The organism is Bradyrhizobium jicamae, assembly GCF_018130695.1.
Taxonomy (GTDB): Bacteria; Pseudomonadota; Alphaproteobacteria; order Rhizobiales; family Xanthobacteraceae; genus Bradyrhizobium; species Bradyrhizobium jicamae_B.
In genome coordinates, this window is record NZ_JAFCJX010000005.1 from 134,355 (window position 1) to 149,975 (window position 15,621).

The window sequence follows — 15,621 nt, forward strand, 5'->3', positions numbered from 1 at the left end:
CCGGGGCCGCTTCAACCGCGGAGAATGCAGCCCCGGATTTCGCTTCGCTCCATCCGGGCTACAATTCGAACTACTCGGCCGCTGACCGCAACTCGGCTTTCTCTGCCTTGACCGCGCAGAACTTGAACTCCGGAATCTTGCCGAACGGATCGAGCGCCGGATTGGTCAAGAGGTTCGCCGCCGCCTCCGCATAGCAGAACGGCATGAACACCATGTTCTCCGGCACGTCGCGGTCGGAGCGCACCTTGACCTCGACCGCGCCGCGGCGGGTCTGCAGGCGGATGAAATCGCCCGGCCAGACCTGCAGGCGCCGCATGTCCTTGGGCGACATGAAGGCGACCGCCTCGGGCTCGATCTGGTCCAGCACCTGCGCACGCCGCGTCATCGAGCCGGTGTGCCAATGCTCGAGCACGCGTCCCGTCGACAGCACCATCGGATATTCGGCGTCGGGCAGCTCGTCCGGCGGGATCACCTTGGCCGGCACGATCTTGCCGCGGCCGCTCGCGGTCGGGAATCCCGTCGTGAAGATGATCTCGTTGCCGGGCTTGTTCGGATCGTCAGCCGGATATGTGACGGCGCCTTCACGGACCAGCCGTTCCCAGCTGATGTTCTTCAGCGACGGCATCAGCTCCGCCATCTCGGTGTAGACGTCGCCGGGGCCGGCATAATTCCACGGCAGCCCCATGCGCTTGCCGATCTCCTGGATGATCCAGAGATCCTGCCGCGCATCGCCCGGCGGCTTGATCACCTGGCGCGCCAGCTGGACGCGGCGATCGGTGTTGGTGAACGAGCCGTCCTTTTCCGCGAACGCCGAGGCCGGCAGGATCACGTCGGCATGGAACGCGGTCTCGGTGACGAAGAGATCCTGCACCACGAGATGATCGAGCATCGCGAGCGCCTGGCGCGCGTGCTGCAGGTCGGGATCGGACATCGCGGGGTTCTCGCCCTCGATATACATGCCTGTGATCTCGCCGGCGTGGATCGCATTCATGATCTCGACCACGGTCAGGCCGCGCACGGGGTCGAGTTCCTGCTGCCACAGCTTCTCGAAATTGCCGCGCAGATCGTCGCGGCTGACAGGCTGGTAGTCGGGCAGGAACATCGGGATCAGGCCGGCGTCGGAGGCGCCCTGCACGTTGTTCTGGCCGCGCAGCGGATGCAACCCGGTGCCGGGACGGCCGACCTGGCCGGTGATCAGCGCGAGCGCGATCAGACAGCGCGCATTGTCGGTGCCGTGGACATGCTGGCTGATGCCCATCCCCCAGAAGATGATCGACGCCTTCGCGCGTGCATAATTCCGCGCGACCTCGCGCAGGGTCTCGGCATCGATGCCGCAGATCGGCGCCATCTTCTCCGGCGTGAAATCCTTGATCTTCTCCTTCAGCTCCGCGAAGCCTTCGGTATATCCAGCGATATACTGATCGTCGGTCAGGCCCTCGGTGATGATGGTGTTGAGCATCGCGTTCAGCATCGCGACGTCAGAGCCCGGCTTGAACTGCAGATGCTTGGTCGCATGGCGCGACAGCGTCTGCCGGCGCGGGTCCAGCACGTAGAGTTTGGCGCCCTTCTTGGCCGCGTTCTTGATGTAGGTCGCGGCGACCGGGTGGTTCACCGTCGGGTTGGCGCCGATCACGATGATGACCTCGGCATCCATGGCGGCGGCGAACGGCGCCGACACCGCGCCCGAACTCAGGCCTTCGAACAGCGCCGCGACCGACGAGGCATGGCACAGCCGCGTGCAGTGATCGACATTGTTGGAGCCGAAGCCGGTGCGCACCAGCTTCTGGAACAGATAGGCCTCCTCATTGGAGCCCTTCGCCGAGCCGAAGCCGGCGAGCGCCTTGACGCCCTTCTCGTCGCGGATCTTCTTCAGACCGTTGGCGGCGAGATCAAGCGCCTCTTCCCACGATGCTTCACGGAAATGCGTGAACGGATTGGCCGGGTCGACCTGGTCGTTGGCATCCTTCTTCGCATTCGGCAGCCGCACCAGCGGCTTTGTCAGGCGATGCGGGTGGTGGATGTAGTCGAAACCGAAGCGGCCCTTGACGCAGAGGCGATTGCGATTGGCCGGACCATCGCGGCCTTCGGCATAGATCACCTTCTCGTCCTTGACCTGATAGGTCACCTGGCAGCCGACGCCGCAGAACGGGCAGAGTGAATCGACCTTCCGGTCGGCATAGGTGACGCGCGTCTGCTTGTCGTCGAGCATCACCGCCGGCATCAGCGCGCCGGTCGGGCAGGCCTGCACGCATTCACCGCAGGCAACGCACGTGGACTCGCCCATGGGGTCGTCGAAGTCGAACACGATCTTCGAGCCGTGGCTGCGATAGGCCATGCCGATGACGTCGTTGACCTGCACCTCGCGGCAGGCGCGCACGCACAGGCCGCACTGGATGCAGGCATCGAGATTGACCCGCATCGCCGGATGGCTGGCGTCGGTCTCCCAGCGTTCGGCGGCCGGGAAGCGGCTTTCGGTGACGCCGGTCTTTTCCGCCCAGTGCCAGAACTTGGAGTCCGGATCGTGCGAGGTCTCGCGCGCCGGCTGGTCGGCGACGAGCAGTTCCATCACCATCTTCTGCGCCGCGACCGCACGCGCGCTCGCCGACTTGACCTTCATGCCAACGCTGGGCGTGCGCTTGCAGGAAGCGGCCAACACGCGCTCGCCCTCGATCTCGACCATGCAGGCGCGGCAATTGCCGTCGGGCCGATAGTCGGGCTCGGGCGAGTAGCAGAGATGCGGGATCTCGGTCTGGTGGCGCTTCGCCACCTGCCAGATGGTTTCGCCGGCGTTGGCCTCGACCTGCTTGCCGTCGAGCTCGAACGTGATCCTGGTCATTCGGCAGCTTCCTTGAACTCGTCGGGGAAGTATTTGATCACAGACGTTAACGGATTCGATGCGGCCTGCCCGAGGCCGCAGATCGACGCATCGCGCATCGCCTGGCTCAATTCATTGAGCAGCTTCTGGTCCCAGACCGGCCGCTCCATCAGCTGCGCCGCCTTCTGGGTGCCGACCCGGCACGGCGTGCACTGGCCGCAACTCTCGTCCTCGAAGAAGCGCATCAGGTTCAGCGCGGCGAATTTCACGCTGTCGGCCTGCGACAGGATCACGATCGCGGCCGAACCGATGAAGCAGCCATATTTCTCCAGCGTACCGAAATCGAGGGGTATGTCGTCCATCGAGGCCGGCAGGATGCCGCCGGAGGCGCCGCCGGGAAGATACGCATGGAATGTGTGGCCATCGGCCATGCCGCCGCAATATTCGTCGATCAACTCGCGCACCGTGATGCCCGCAGGCGCGAGCTTCATGCCGGGGTTCTTCACCCGGCCGGAGACCGAGAAGCTGCGCAGGCCGAAGCGCTCATGGCGGCCATGGCCCTTCCACCACGTCGCGCCCTTCTCGACGATGTCGCGCACCCACCACAGCGTCTCGATGTTGTTGATCAGCGTCGGCAGGCCGAACAGGCCGACCTGGAACGGATATGGCGGCTTGTGCCTGGGCAGTCCGCGCTTGCCCTCGATGCTCTCCAGCAGCGAAGATTCCTCGCCGCAGATGTAAGCGCCGGCGCCGCGGCGCATGTGCAGCTTCGGACCGCCGGCGGGAAGCTTGGCGATCTCGCGTTCGAGGATCTCGCGCGACGCCGGATATTCGTCGCGGATGTAGATGTAGACATCGGTGGCTTCGACGACATGCGCGCCGATCAGCATGCCCTCGATGAAGCGATGCGGATCGGACTCGAGATAGACGCGATCCTTGAACGTACCGGGCTCGCCCTCGTCGCCATTGATCGCCATCAGCCGCGGACCGGGTTCACCGAGCACCGCGCGCCATTTGCGTCCCGTCGGGAAGCCTGCGCCGCCGAGCCCGCGCAGGCTCGCGTCATCGAGCGCTTTCAGCAGATCTTCCTTCGGAAGCTGACCCGAGCGCAGGCGATTGAGCAGCTTGTATCCGCCATCGGCGACATAGGCGGCATTGTCGATGTATTTGGGCAGATGGGCATGCGTGTCGCCCGCCTTCGCGGTGGCCAGCACATTGTCCACGGTTGCGTGATCGATGAAGTTGTGACCGACCTCTGCGGCAGGCGCGGTGTCGCAGCGGCCGACACACGGTGCCCGCACGACGCGGATGCCGGGACCCACGCTCGACTGCAGATCCTGCAGCAATTGCTCGGCGCCGAGCATCGCGCAGGTCAGCGAGTCGCAGACGCGGATGGTCAGCGGTGCGATGTCGGGCTCGCCCTCTTTCACCACGTCGAAATGCGCGTAGAAGGTCGCGGTCTCGAACACTTCTGCAAAGGCGAGCTTCATCTCGTCGGCGAGCGCTGCGAGATGGGCGGCGGAGATCTGGTGATAGGTGTCCTGGATCAGGTGCAGATATTCGATCAGCATGTCGCGCTGCCGCGGCGCCTCGCCGAGCAGTTGCTCGATCTCATGCGCGGCGGTCGGGTCGACCTGGCGGCCCTTGGGCGTGGCTTTCGCCCGCTTCCGGCCCGCGCCGGGATGCTCGAAGGTGCGGACCTGATGCACGTCATGCGTCGTCATGAGAGGCGTCTCGTTCTGCTGTCAGATCAATAGTCTAGTCTCTGGCATGCCAGATGCCAACTAAATTCGAATCATTCCAGAGAAGTAATAGTGGCACGTCGCCAATGATTTAACGGATGGCAGGCCAAGCCGATCCCGGCGTATTCACAGCAAATGAGAGCCGGAAACGACCCCAAGATCAATAAAGCCGACCCATGCTGCGATTGCGCATCCGTATCGATTCGGAGCCCCCATCAAAGGCCGCCGCCAGCACCGCCGAGGCTCGATGCTGGTGATTGAGCGCAGTCACGCGTCTCAGGGGACGGCGGACGGTCGACGACCGTCCGGCGGGTTCAGCGCGACCGGCGGCCTCAGCTCTTGCCCATGCATTCTTCGATATAGAACCAGCGGTCGTCGCCGGTGAGGCCCTTGGTCTTCACCTCGGCGCGGCAGGCCTTCAGCTTGGGCCGGTTGCTCGCCCATTTGGCCTTCATGTCCTTCAGCTTTTGCATGGTGAGCTTGATCTTGCCCGGCGGCTTGGCGTCCGTGGTCTGGGCCGAGGCCGTGTGCAGCGAGCCTGCGATCAGCAGCACTGCGGCGAGGCAGGTTCCGGTACGAAACATGGGGAATGTCCTTGAGATTCATGCGTTGAATTTGAAAGGCGAAGCGGTTCGCGGAACGAGCATGCCGTTCCGCGAACCCCAAGCGAGATCAGAAGATCTTCACCGCGCTGAGCAGCGTCATGTAGACGCCATAGGCCAGCGGAACCGCGACGAACAGCCAGAACAGCGCGGCCTTGGCGTCGAGGCCGCCCTTGCCGATGCCGAACGAACCGGTCGGTCCGGCACCCGCGGTCGCCGTCGCGGCCTGCAGCTTCGCCACGTCGGCATCGCTCATGTGCCACTTCGGATTGACCGGCTTGATCAGGTAGTTGCAGATTAGGCCGGCGACCAGCATGCCGCACAGGATGTACATGGTGGAATTGTAGAGCTGGTCACGCGGAACACCGGCGGCGAGCTGGAACTCGCGCAGATAGTTCACCACCACCGGACCGATGATACCCGCGGTCGACCAGGCCGTCAGCAGACGGCCGTGGATCGCGCCGACGAACTGGGTGCCGAACATGTCGGCCAGATACGCCGGAACGGTCGCGAAGCCGCCGCCATACATCGACAGGATGATGCCGAAGCCGAGCACGAACAGCAGCTTCGAGCCCATCGCCGCAAAGGTCGGCGCCAGCGCATAGAGCACGATGCCGAGGATGAAGAACGTGTAGTAGGTGTTCTTGCGGCCGATCTTGTCCGACAGCGAGGCCCAGAAGAAGCGGCCGCCGATGTTAAACAGCGACAGCAATCCGGCGAAGCCCGCCGCGATGCCTGCGATTTGCGCCTTCTGCGCGGCGTTCAACGCGTTGAAGCCGACATCCGGCAGGCCGATCAGCTTGCCCGCGAAGATCTCCTGCAGCATCGGCGAGGCCATGCCGATCACGCCGATGCCGGCGGACACGTTCAAGCACAACACCCACCAGATCAGCCAGAACTGCGGGGTCTTGTGCGCGTCGTTCAGGTGAACGTTCTTGCTCGAGATCATCGCATTGGCCTTGGCGGGCGGGGTCCAGCCCTCGGGCTGCCAGCCGGCCGGCGGAATGCGATAGCGGAACGCGCCGATCATCATGAACACGAAATAGATCACGCCCATGGTGAAGAAGGTTTCCCAGACGCCGACAGAGGTCGAGGTCTTGAACTGGTCCATCAGCCAGTTCGCGAGCGGTGCGCCGATCATCGCGCCGCCGCCGAAGCCCATGATGGCCATGCCGGTCGCCATGCCGCGGCGATCGGGGAACCACTTCACCAGCGTCGACACCGGCGAGATGTAGCCGAGGCCGAGGCCGACGCCACCAATGATGCCGGAGCCGAGCCACATCAACCACAGCTGATGGGTGTAGACGCCGATCGCACCGAGGAACAGACCGCCGCACCAGCACAATGCCGAGACGAAGCCGGCCTTGCGCGGCCCGGCCTTCTCCAGCCAGCCGCCCCAGACCGCGGCAGCGACACCGAGCACGACAAAGAACAGGGTGTACATCCAGCCGAGGCTTGCCACCTTCCAGTCGCAGGTGGTGGTGAACAGCTCCTGGAAAAGCGAGATGTCGGGGCAGGCCTTCGGCGCGGTCAGACCGATCGCGCGCGACAGCGGCAGCCAGAACACCGAGAAGCCATAGGCCATGCCGATGCACAGGTGGATGCAAAGTGCGGCCGGCGGCACCAGCCAGCGATTGAAGCCGGCGGCGGCAATTGTCCGCTCCTTGTCGAGGAACCCTGCGCCCGCTCCGGAAACAGTTCCGGCGCTGCTAGTCATCGTCATTGCGAATCCTCCCCTGCAGTTCGCCCCTTCTGAGGCGCAGCTGCCATCTTCGATCCCGTCTCAGCCCGGTGCGGGCACGACAAGTCGCCCCGTTGCCCCGCACAAATCCCTTGCATGCGCCGAGATCGCTATGCGCATTCCGGAATTTTAACCCCCAGCGCGACCGGATATGCCCGGTCACGTGGCCCGATTTGGAAGTGTACTGCCCAGCTCTCCCGTCACGCCCCGTCCCCGGGGGCATGACTGCTCCTCCGCAACCCAGCGGAGAATAGCAATTGGCACAGATGGTGAAACAGGTGTCGATAGGCAAATGGTAGGAATCAACCGCAAGAATTTACGGACGCGCCGCACCATTGGATTTCCCTATTGGTTCATCGGTCTTTTCAATCAAGAACACGATGCGGTTCTCGCTGCGCTCGGTGATCTCGACCTTGTCGCCGGTCTGCTGAATCAGGGCGGGAATGTCGATCACCGACAGCGGATCGGTGCAGTGAACCTCCAGGAAATCGCCCGCAATGACGCTCTTCAGCGCCTTGCGCGTCTTCAAGGCCGGCAGCGGGCATTTCAGTCCGGTGAGATCGAGTTTTGTCGTGGTCATGCGTCGATCGTGGCCTCACAGCAAGGTTGCGTAGGACAGGAAGCCGACGCTGTCGCCCGGCGCGACGCGCGTCACCTCCTCGCTGAGCTCGACCAGTCCGTCGGTGTCGGTCAACGACGACAACAGCCCAGCCCCCTCGCGCGGAAACTTGACGGCTTCGAGCACGCCGTCGTCGGCCCTGCGCAGATGGACGCGGACATATTCGCGCCGCGCGATCTTCTTCTTGTAAGTGAAGGCCGCGCGCACCGGCATCGGCAGCAGCGGCTCCTGCCGCGCGCCCGATAGCGCCAGGATGGTCGGGCGCACCACATGGACGAAAGTCACAAAACTCGCCACGGGATTGCCGGGCAGACCGATCAACGGCGTGCCCTCGATGATTCCCATCGCGACCGGCCGTCCCGGTTTGATCGCCATCCGCCACAGCACGAGCTTTCCGACCGCTTCGACAGCTGCCTTGACGTGGTCCTCCTCTCCGGTCGAGACGCCGCCGGTGGTGAGGATCAGATCATGGCTGCCTGCGACCTCGCGCAGCGCAGCCGCAAGCGCGGCACGCTCATCGCGCAAAATGCCGAGATCGCTGACCTCACAACCGAGACGCCGCAGCATCGCCATCAGCATGAAGCGGTTGGAATCGAACAATTGCGGCGCCGCACGAACTTCACCCGGCGAAACCAGCTCATTGCCGGTCGAGAACACCGCAACCCGCAGTCGCCTGACGACCGAAAGTTGTGTCAGCCCGAACGCTGCGGCAACGGCAACATCCTGCGGCCGCAGCCGCTGGCCGGCCTTCAGCGCAGCATGCCCGAGCGGAATATCCTCGCCCGCCGGCCGCACATTGGCGCCGGGCTTCAGCCCCGTCGGCAGGACGACCTTGCCGTCTTCGAGACTGACATCCTCCTGCATGAACACAGTGTCGGCGCCCTCGGGCATCGGCGCGCCCGTGAAGATGCGCATGGCCTCGCCGGCTTTCACCGCTGACAGCGCCGAAGCACCGGCCTGCACGCGCCCGGACAAGGGAAAGGCCTGCGCTTCGGACGTCGGCAAATGGCGGCTTGCAATCGCATAGCCGTCGACCGCGGAGTTGGTGAACGGCGGCAGCGGCAGCGGTGCGGCGAGGTCGCCGGCCAGCACGCGGCCATCGGCAGCGGCGAGCGTCACGGTCTCGACAGCGGAAATCTTCGTCACGCGCTCTGCGATGAGACGCACGGCCTCATCCACCGACATCATCGGCCCACCGAATGCAAAGCAATCGTCGGACAGTTGCGCCATGCGGCCTCGTCAGCTGTCGGCGTCTGATGTCGCGAGCACGTCGTCGACGGGAATCGCGGACCGCAGCATCAGCGCGGCGACCGCTTCGATGTCGTCGAGATGCGCCACCGGCAGTTTGGTGTCGACCGCAACATCGCTCGCGATCCCGACGATGCCGGCATCGTCGGGGAACAGCAGCGGCTTGCCGTTGGCGGCGCGGTGCACCTCGATCTTGTTGAGCGGCTCGCGCTTGAAACCCTCGACCACGACCAGATCGACCCGCGCCATCTTCGCCAGCAGCTCCGGCAGCCGCGGCTCGTTGGCGCCGCGCAGCTCATGCATCAGCGCCCAGCGCCGCGTCGAGGACACCAGCACCTCGGTGGCGCCGGACTGGCGGTGCACCCAGGAATCCTTGCCCGGAATATCGACGTCGAACTCGTGATGGGCGTGCTTGATCACGGAGACCCGCAGGCCCCGGCCGAGCAGGTGCGGAATCACCCGCGACAGCAAGGTGGTCTTGCCGGCGCCGCTCCATCCCGCGAGGCCTATCACTTTCATTGCGGTCTCCAAACCGGCCGGAACCGGGGGCTAGGCATTATCTAGGGACGCTTTATATCGGCTGTGAGCCCTTGTCATGCTAACGTCGGCCATATGATGAAAATGGAGAAAGCCCCCGTTCCCCTGATCGTCCCCAATCCGGACGATCCGCGCCTCACCGAGCGCGTGGAGGGGATCGACCAGACCGGGGCCAGGATCGAGACCAAGGTGCCGGTCGAGCGGCCGCTGACGCTTTATCTCAACGCGCAGGAGATCGTCACCATGATGACGATCGGCGACTACCCGGAATATCTGGCGCTCGGCTACCTCCTAAACCAGAACATGCTCAAATACGACGACGTCGTCACCGAGGTCGAATATCACGACGACCTTCAGGTCGTGGTCGTGCGCACCGAGCACAACACCAATTTCGAGCAGAAGCTGAAAAAGCGCACGCAGACCTCGGGCTGCGCGCAGGGCACCGCGTTCGGTGATCTGCTCGAGGCCGTCGAAAGCGTCGCGTTGCCGAAGGCCGAGCTGCGCACCTCCTGGCTCTACCAGATGACGCATGCGATCAACACCATGCCCTCGCTGTATCTGGAGGCCGGCGCGATCCATGGCTGCGTGCTGTGCAAGGAAGGGACGCCGGTCTGCTACACCGAGGACGTCGGCCGCCACAACGCCGTCGACAAGATCGCCGGCTGGATGTTCCGGCACGGCGTCGATGCCGGCGACAAGATCCTCTACACCACGGGCCGGCTGACCTCGGAGATGGTGATCAAGACGGTGCGGATGGGGATTCCGATTCTCGTCTCGCGCTCCGGCTTCACAGCCTGGGGCGTCGAGCTCGCGCGCCAGGTCGGGCTGACTTTGGTCGGCCGCACCCGCGGCAAGCGGTTTATCGCGCTGTCGGGGCAGGAGCGCATCGTGTTCGACCAGAACCTCGACTATGTCGAGGAGGAAGCGGCGCGCCACAAACGCAAGGGCGAAGCCCGTGACGAGTGACGTGACGCCGAGCGGCGCACTGGACATCCCGGGCGTGCTTCTGGCCGGCGGCCTCGCCCGCCGCATGGGCGGCGGCGACAAGCCGATGCGCACTATCGGCGGCCGCACCATTCTGGAGCGCGTGATCACGCGCCTTAAGCCGCAATGCGCCGAATTGCTGCTCAACGCCAATGGCGATCCCGGGCGCTTCGCTGCGTTCGGCCTGCCGGTGATCGCTGACGGCGTCGCGGATTTCCCGGGCCCGCTCGCCGGCATCCTCGCCGCGCTCGACTGGGTCGCCGCCAACCGCCCGAACATCCGGCTTGTGCTGAGCGCCGCCGCAGACTGCCCTTTCCTGCCGCGTGATCTCGTCGCGCGGCTGCATCGCGCGCTAACTGACGAGAACGCCCAGCTCGCGGTCGCCGCCTCCGACGGCCAATCGCATCCGGTGATCGGCCTGTGGAGTGTCGCCCTGCGCGACGAACTCCGCCATGCGCTGGTGGTCGAGGATGTCAGGAAAATCGACCGCTGGACCGCACGATACAAGCTCGCCACCGTGACCTGGCCGACCACCCCGCTCGATCCCTTCTTCAACGCCAACACGATGGACGACATCGCCGAGGCCGAGCGGCTGGCGGCGCTGGATGAGGCCGGCGGGCGGTAAGCCCTGCCCATGAACCTGATGGCGCCGGGGTGCGACCAACTGTCATCGCGGGCAATTTCACAACCGATTCACCATGGTCGACCTCCTCATCAGCATCGTGGTCGAGATCATCTGGGGCCTTGTCGGCTTGATTTTCCGGGGGATCTGCGAACTCCTGGATATCCTGTTCTTCTATGACCGCACCAAGCGCCTGGCTGCCCAGGCGACCGGCAGCGATGAGATCGTCGAGGTGCCTGCCGACCCCAAGGTGCTGCCGCCGGCCGCCGAGCGGGCGCTGGCCGAGGCCGAGCAGCGGCGCGACGCGGCCGCCCACGACTGACTCCTACGCCGCCAGCGGCACGTTCCACGCATCATAGCCATAGACCCAATCAGCATTGGTCCTGCCGCGCAGCCAGGTGTTGGCGCGTGACGTTTCCTGCACACGTGTGGTGCGTTCCTTTCGCGTCGCCTCGAAGCGACGGAAGGCATCAGTCACACCATCGCGATCGACACCCTCCAGGCAGCGCGACAGCACGGCAGCGTCCTCGATCGCCATCGCCGCGCCCTGCGCCATGTAGGGCGTCATCGGATGACAGGCGTCGCCAAGCAACGTGACATTGCCGTCCGCCCAGCGGGGCAGCGCCTCGCGATCCATGATCGCCCATTTGTGCACGTCAGGACACGCCGCCAGCACCTGCGTGACCTCCGGATGGAAGCCGTCGAACGCCTTGCGCAACTCGCGGACGTCGCCCTTCGCCGACCATGACTCGATGCGGAAGTCAGGCTCCGGCTGGCTGGTGACGAGATAGATCTCGCTACGGTCCGGCTTGACGTAATAGATCACGATGTGGCGGTCCTCGCCCCACCACTTCGTGCAATCGTCGATCCGCTCGGTCCCGAGCAGCGCCGCCGGATAGGTCGTGCGATAGGCGATCCGCCCGGAGAATTTTGCCGGCGCCGTGCTGAACAGCATGTCGCGTACCACCGAGTGCACGCCGTCGGCGCCGACCACCGCATCGGCCGTTGCCGTCTCGCCATTGGCGAAGCTGAGCTTGATGCCGTCAGCCGTCTGGTCGAGACCGGTCAGCTTGTGGCTCAGCCTGACAAACTCATTGGGCACGATACTCGCGAGCGCCGCATGCAGATCGCCGCGATGCGCGAGCAGATAGGGTGCGCCGAATTTCTCTTCGGCGCTCTCGCCGAAAATCATGTCGAACTTGATCTCGCCGGTCTGCCAATCGCGGTTGTTCCAGGAGCGCGGATAGAACGAGCCGCCGCGCAGGCGCCCTTCGAGGCCGAGCTTGCGCAGCACCTGCATCGCGTTGCAGCCGATCTGGATGCCGGCGCCGAGGCGGGCGAATTGCATAGCCTGCTCGTAGACGGTCACGTCGATGCCGACGCGGCGCAGCGCTGCGGCGGTGGCGAGCCCGCCCATGCCGGCGCCGATGATCGCAACTGACAACGGCTTCGCCATGCTGCCCCCTGCCCCACGATTTCTTTTTGGCGAAGCCCGTGCCGGTCAGGCCGGCCTGAACCCCGCTTCCGTCAGCGCGGCGCGCACCTCCTCCGACGACAGCGCATCGAAAAAGGCCTGCACGGCCGGCCGCTGCTTGCGCGCCGTCACCAGCGCGAAATCATAATGCTCCTCGGCGTGCGGAATGAAACCGAGGCCGGACGCATGGGCGACCGGCGCGATGGTCATGCCCCAGTCCGCACGATGCTGCGCCACCGCGGCGGCCACCGCATTGTGCGAGCGCGGCTGATTCCAGTAGCCGTCCGGCCGCGCGCCCTTCAGCAGGCGATCGATCAGGATCCGCGTGCCCGCGCCTTGGTTGCGGTTGACCATGATGCAGGCGGGATCGGCGAGCGCCGCGCGCACCGCATCCTCGGCGCTCAGGCCCTCGAAGCGCGCATCACCCTTCCGGAACACGATGCCCTGCATGCGCCGCCAGCCCGGCACCAGTTCGAGCCCGTCGGAAAGATAGGGCGTGTTGTAGGTCTCGGTCTTGTCGTCGAACAGATGGATCGGCGCGAAGTCGCATTCGCCGCGCTTGGCCGCCGCAAGCCCGCCGAGACTGCCGACCGCGATCGAGCGCACCGTGAGGCCGGCCCGCGCCAGCGGCGCGGTGACGCGATCGAGCCCGGTGCAATGGCTGCCGACGATGACGAGATCAGGCACCCGCACATGCGGCGTGAACAAGGTCACCTCGACCTCGCGGCCCGCCGGCATCTGGTCGGCGAGCGCGTCGATCTTCAGAAAGCCGTCGGCCTGCGCGAACGAGGTGATCGCGCCGGAGCCCTTGCCGGTGGGATAGGCGATCAGTCCGTCCGCGCCCTCGACCAGCGAGACCATCACGAATTCGGTGCGGCCGAGCTCGGAGGCGATGCGCACCGGCACCTTCGCGTCGACCTTGGCATCCGCGCGCGGCGGCAGGCCGGCCATTCGCCGCAGCACAGGCACGATCATGTCGTGGAAGGTGAACATCGCCGAGGTCGGAAATCCCGGCAGGATGATCACCGGCTTGCCGTCGCAGACCGCAAGGCACAGCGGCTTGCCGGGCTTCAGCGCCACACCATGCGCGATGATGCCGGGCTTGCCGAGCCGCGCGATGATCCGGTGCGAGACATCGCCGGCGCCCTTCGAGGTGCCGCCGGAGAGCACCAGCATGTCACAAATCGCAAGTGCTGCGCGCATCGCGGATTCGAGCGCCTTTTCGTCGTCGGCAACCGCGCCGAGGAACATCGCATCGCCGCCATTCTCGGACACCGCCGCTGTGACGATCGCGCCGTTGCTGTCATAGATCGCAGCGGGGCGCAGCGCCTCGCCCGGCTGCACCAGTTCGTCGCCGGTCGAGAGGACCGCAACGCGCAGCCGCCGCGCCACCCGGACCTCGGAAATCCCGCAAGCCGCACACATGCCGATCTCGCGCGAACCAATGACGGTGCCGGCGCGCAGCAGCACCTCGCCGCGCGCGATGTCGGAGCCGGCATAGGACACGGATTGCCCGGGCGATGCCGCGCGGCGGATCTCGATGGCCCGATCGCCCGCCGGCTGGGTGTGCTCGACCATCACGATTGCATCGGCGCCACGCGGCACCGGTCCGCCGGTCGCGATCGCCGTCGTCGTGCCCGACAGCACCGGCCGCGTCGGCGCGATGCCGCAGGCAATCGTCTCATCGTTGAGCATCAGCCGGACCGGTGCTGCTTCGCCGGCCGATGTGAGATCGGCCGAGCGCACGGCAAAGCCGTCGACATTGGAGCGATCGAACGGCGGCACGTCGATCGGCGCCACCACGTCGCCGGCGAGCGCGCAGCCAAGCGCATCGGCGAGCGGCCTTATCTCGCCCGGCAGGTCGCGCGGAAACAGCGCGGCTTCGAAACGCGCCAAGGCCTCCTCGCGCGAGAGGATGGTCAGGAACTGGTCCTGCTCGACGTGGCTGCGGTGGTTTGCTGCGGGCGTATTTGTCATGGGACCTCACTCACCCACCATATAACCGTCGGCGGGCGTGCCCGCAGCAAAACCTTCGGCGCCGCCGGGAACGAGTAACCAGGCTTCGGCACGCGCGATTGCGTCGAGCGACAGCTCGCCGATGGCGAGCGGCACCCATTGATCGTCCTTGCGTTTCAACAGCACCAGCTCGGCGACGCCGACGCTGGAGGCAATTTTGCGCGCCAGCGGCAATTGAACCGTCGCGCGCCCGCGCTGTCCGGACAGCCGATCGAGCACGGGCCGCGCCAGCGTCCACCATGCCGCGAACGCCTGGTCTGGCGCACCGGGCAGTGCGACGACCGGCGTTGCACCGATGCGTCCCAATGCAGCAGTCCGCCCCGGCTGCAGCGCGATGCCATGCGCCAGCACGTCACCGCGCGCAGCCAAGGCGGTCACGGTCGCATCGCTGCGGCCCACGCCAGTGCCGCCGACACTCAACAGCAGATCGCAGTCGCCACCGTCGAGCGCTTTCGCGATCGACGCGGCATCGCGCCCTGCAGCCGCGCGCATCTCCAGCTCGGCACCGGCGGCGCGCGCGCTTGCGGCAACGAATTGCGTGGTCGCAAGTCCGCCCGGAATATTGACGAGACGAACGCGCGGCCGCCGAACACGCAATGTCTGGAGCCCAGCCGCTTGCGCGAACAGGAGACCGCGCGCGCTCACGCGGCGTCCCGTGTCCAACATCGCGCTCCCATTGGCGATGTCGCTGCCCGCGCGGCGAACGCCTTGTCCCGGTATGGCTTCGGCGAGCACCTGCACAAGCGGACCAGTCGCATCGACCGCGTCGGCATCGATCACACAGTCGGTGCCGTCGGGCATCGCGTCGCCCGCCTCGACCCAAATCGGCGGCGCGGTCAGCGGCAGCGGCGCATAGGAGGACGCGCCGACCAGATCGTTGGCGCGCATCGCCCAGCCATCGGCGACCGCAACATCGCGCGGCGGATGTGCTGACAGCAGCGGCATCTCGGCCGCGACACAGCCGAGCGCTTCGGCAAGGGGCAGTTCGACCGACGCCACCGGCGCGACGTCGCGGAGTGCGGCGGCAAGCGCCACATCGAGCGAGGTCAGCGAAGCCGGCAGGCGTTGAGCGTTGGTCATGATCCGCTATGACCTGAATCGGGTGCGAAATAAACTCCTCCCGAGGCCGCGGCATTAGACCGAAGGCGCGTTGACGGGGCCCCCGAAATAGTTGCAAAAGAAACCAATATGGCTCGCGCTGGAGGGTGCGGCCGCAAGCAA

General features: G+C 65.7%; 13 protein-coding genes. 3 read left to right on the forward strand and 10 right to left on the reverse strand.

From position 1 onward, the window contains the following. Positions 1-70 precede the first annotated feature (70 nt). The 7 genes from fdhF to mobB form a co-directional block, all read right to left on the reverse strand. On the reverse strand, positions 71-2,836 hold the full coding sequence (gene fdhF, locus JQ604_RS08915) for a formate dehydrogenase subunit alpha (RefSeq protein ID WP_212355570.1): 2,766 nt from the start codon (positions 2,834-2,836) through the stop codon (positions 71-73). After that, positions 2,833-4,539, reverse strand: a complete 1,707-nt coding sequence (locus JQ604_RS08920) for an NADH-ubiquinone oxidoreductase-F iron-sulfur binding region domain-containing protein (protein ID WP_212355572.1) — start codon at positions 4,537-4,539, stop codon at positions 2,833-2,835. The genes fdhF and JQ604_RS08920 overlap by 4 nt, the downstream gene beginning before the upstream one ends. A 350-nt stretch (positions 4,540-4,889) precedes the next feature. Beyond that, entirely contained in the window at positions 4,890-5,141 is a 252-nt protein-coding gene (locus JQ604_RS08925) for a hypothetical protein (RefSeq protein WP_212355574.1), read from the reverse strand. A gap of 88 nt (positions 5,142-5,229) precedes the next feature. Continuing rightward, positions 5,230-6,882, reverse strand: a complete 1,653-nt coding sequence (locus tag JQ604_RS08930) for an OFA family MFS transporter (RefSeq protein WP_212355576.1) — start codon at positions 6,880-6,882, stop codon at positions 5,230-5,232. A 334-nt stretch (positions 6,883-7,216) separates the two neighbouring features. Next, positions 7,217-7,480, reverse strand: coding sequence for a sulfurtransferase TusA family protein (locus tag JQ604_RS08935; protein WP_212355578.1), 264 nt, complete (start codon positions 7,478-7,480; stop codon positions 7,217-7,219). Between the two features lie 15 nt (positions 7,481-7,495). Continuing rightward, positions 7,496-8,749, reverse strand: a complete 1,254-nt coding sequence (locus JQ604_RS08940) for a molybdopterin molybdotransferase MoeA (RefSeq protein ID WP_212355580.1) — start codon at positions 8,747-8,749, stop codon at positions 7,496-7,498. A gap of 9 nt (positions 8,750-8,758) precedes the next feature. Beyond that, positions 8,759-9,286 (reverse strand): molybdopterin-guanine dinucleotide biosynthesis protein B, encoded by a 528-nt coding sequence (gene mobB, locus JQ604_RS08945; RefSeq protein WP_212355582.1) that lies wholly within the window; start codon positions 9,284-9,286, stop codon positions 8,759-8,761. 93 nt (positions 9,287-9,379) lie between these two features. Between mobB and fdhD the strand changes: the two genes are divergently transcribed. The 3 genes from fdhD (at position 9,380) to JQ604_RS08960 (ending at position 11,232) form a co-directional block, all read left to right on the forward strand. Continuing rightward, entirely contained in the window at positions 9,380-10,270 is an 891-nt protein-coding gene (gene fdhD, locus JQ604_RS08950) for a formate dehydrogenase accessory sulfurtransferase FdhD (RefSeq protein ID WP_212355584.1), read from the forward strand. Further along, the gene (gene mobA, locus JQ604_RS08955; RefSeq protein ID WP_212355586.1) at positions 10,215-10,913 is read left to right on the forward strand and encodes a molybdenum cofactor guanylyltransferase MobA; all 699 of its coding nucleotides are present in this window, start codon (positions 10,215-10,217) and stop codon (positions 10,911-10,913) included. The genes fdhD and mobA overlap by 56 nt, the downstream gene beginning before the upstream one ends. Before the next feature lie 73 nt (positions 10,914-10,986). Then, complete coding sequence (locus JQ604_RS08960; RefSeq protein WP_212355970.1) at positions 10,987-11,232, forward strand: hypothetical protein; 246 nt, start codon at positions 10,987-10,989, stop codon at positions 11,230-11,232. 3 nt (positions 11,233-11,235) lie between these two features. On the opposite strand, the gene JQ604_RS08965 is transcribed toward JQ604_RS08960, so the two are convergent. From JQ604_RS08965 to JQ604_RS08975, 3 genes are read right to left on the reverse strand one after another with little or no spacing between them, the layout of a single operon-like run. After that, on the reverse strand, positions 11,236-12,366 hold the full coding sequence (locus JQ604_RS08965) for an FAD-dependent monooxygenase (RefSeq protein WP_212355588.1): 1,131 nt from the start codon (positions 12,364-12,366) through the stop codon (positions 11,236-11,238). Positions 12,367-12,411: 45 nt separating this feature from the next. Next, a complete protein-coding gene (locus JQ604_RS08970; RefSeq protein ID WP_212355590.1) occupies positions 12,412-14,361 on the reverse strand; it encodes a molybdopterin biosynthesis protein in 1,950 nt (649 codons plus the stop codon). A 6-nt stretch (positions 14,362-14,367) separates the two neighbouring features. Further along, the gene (locus tag JQ604_RS08975) at positions 14,368-15,480 is read right to left on the reverse strand and encodes a molybdopterin-binding protein (protein WP_212355592.1); all 1,113 of its coding nucleotides are present in this window, start codon (positions 15,478-15,480) and stop codon (positions 14,368-14,370) included. Positions 15,481-15,621: the final 141 nt, after the last annotated feature.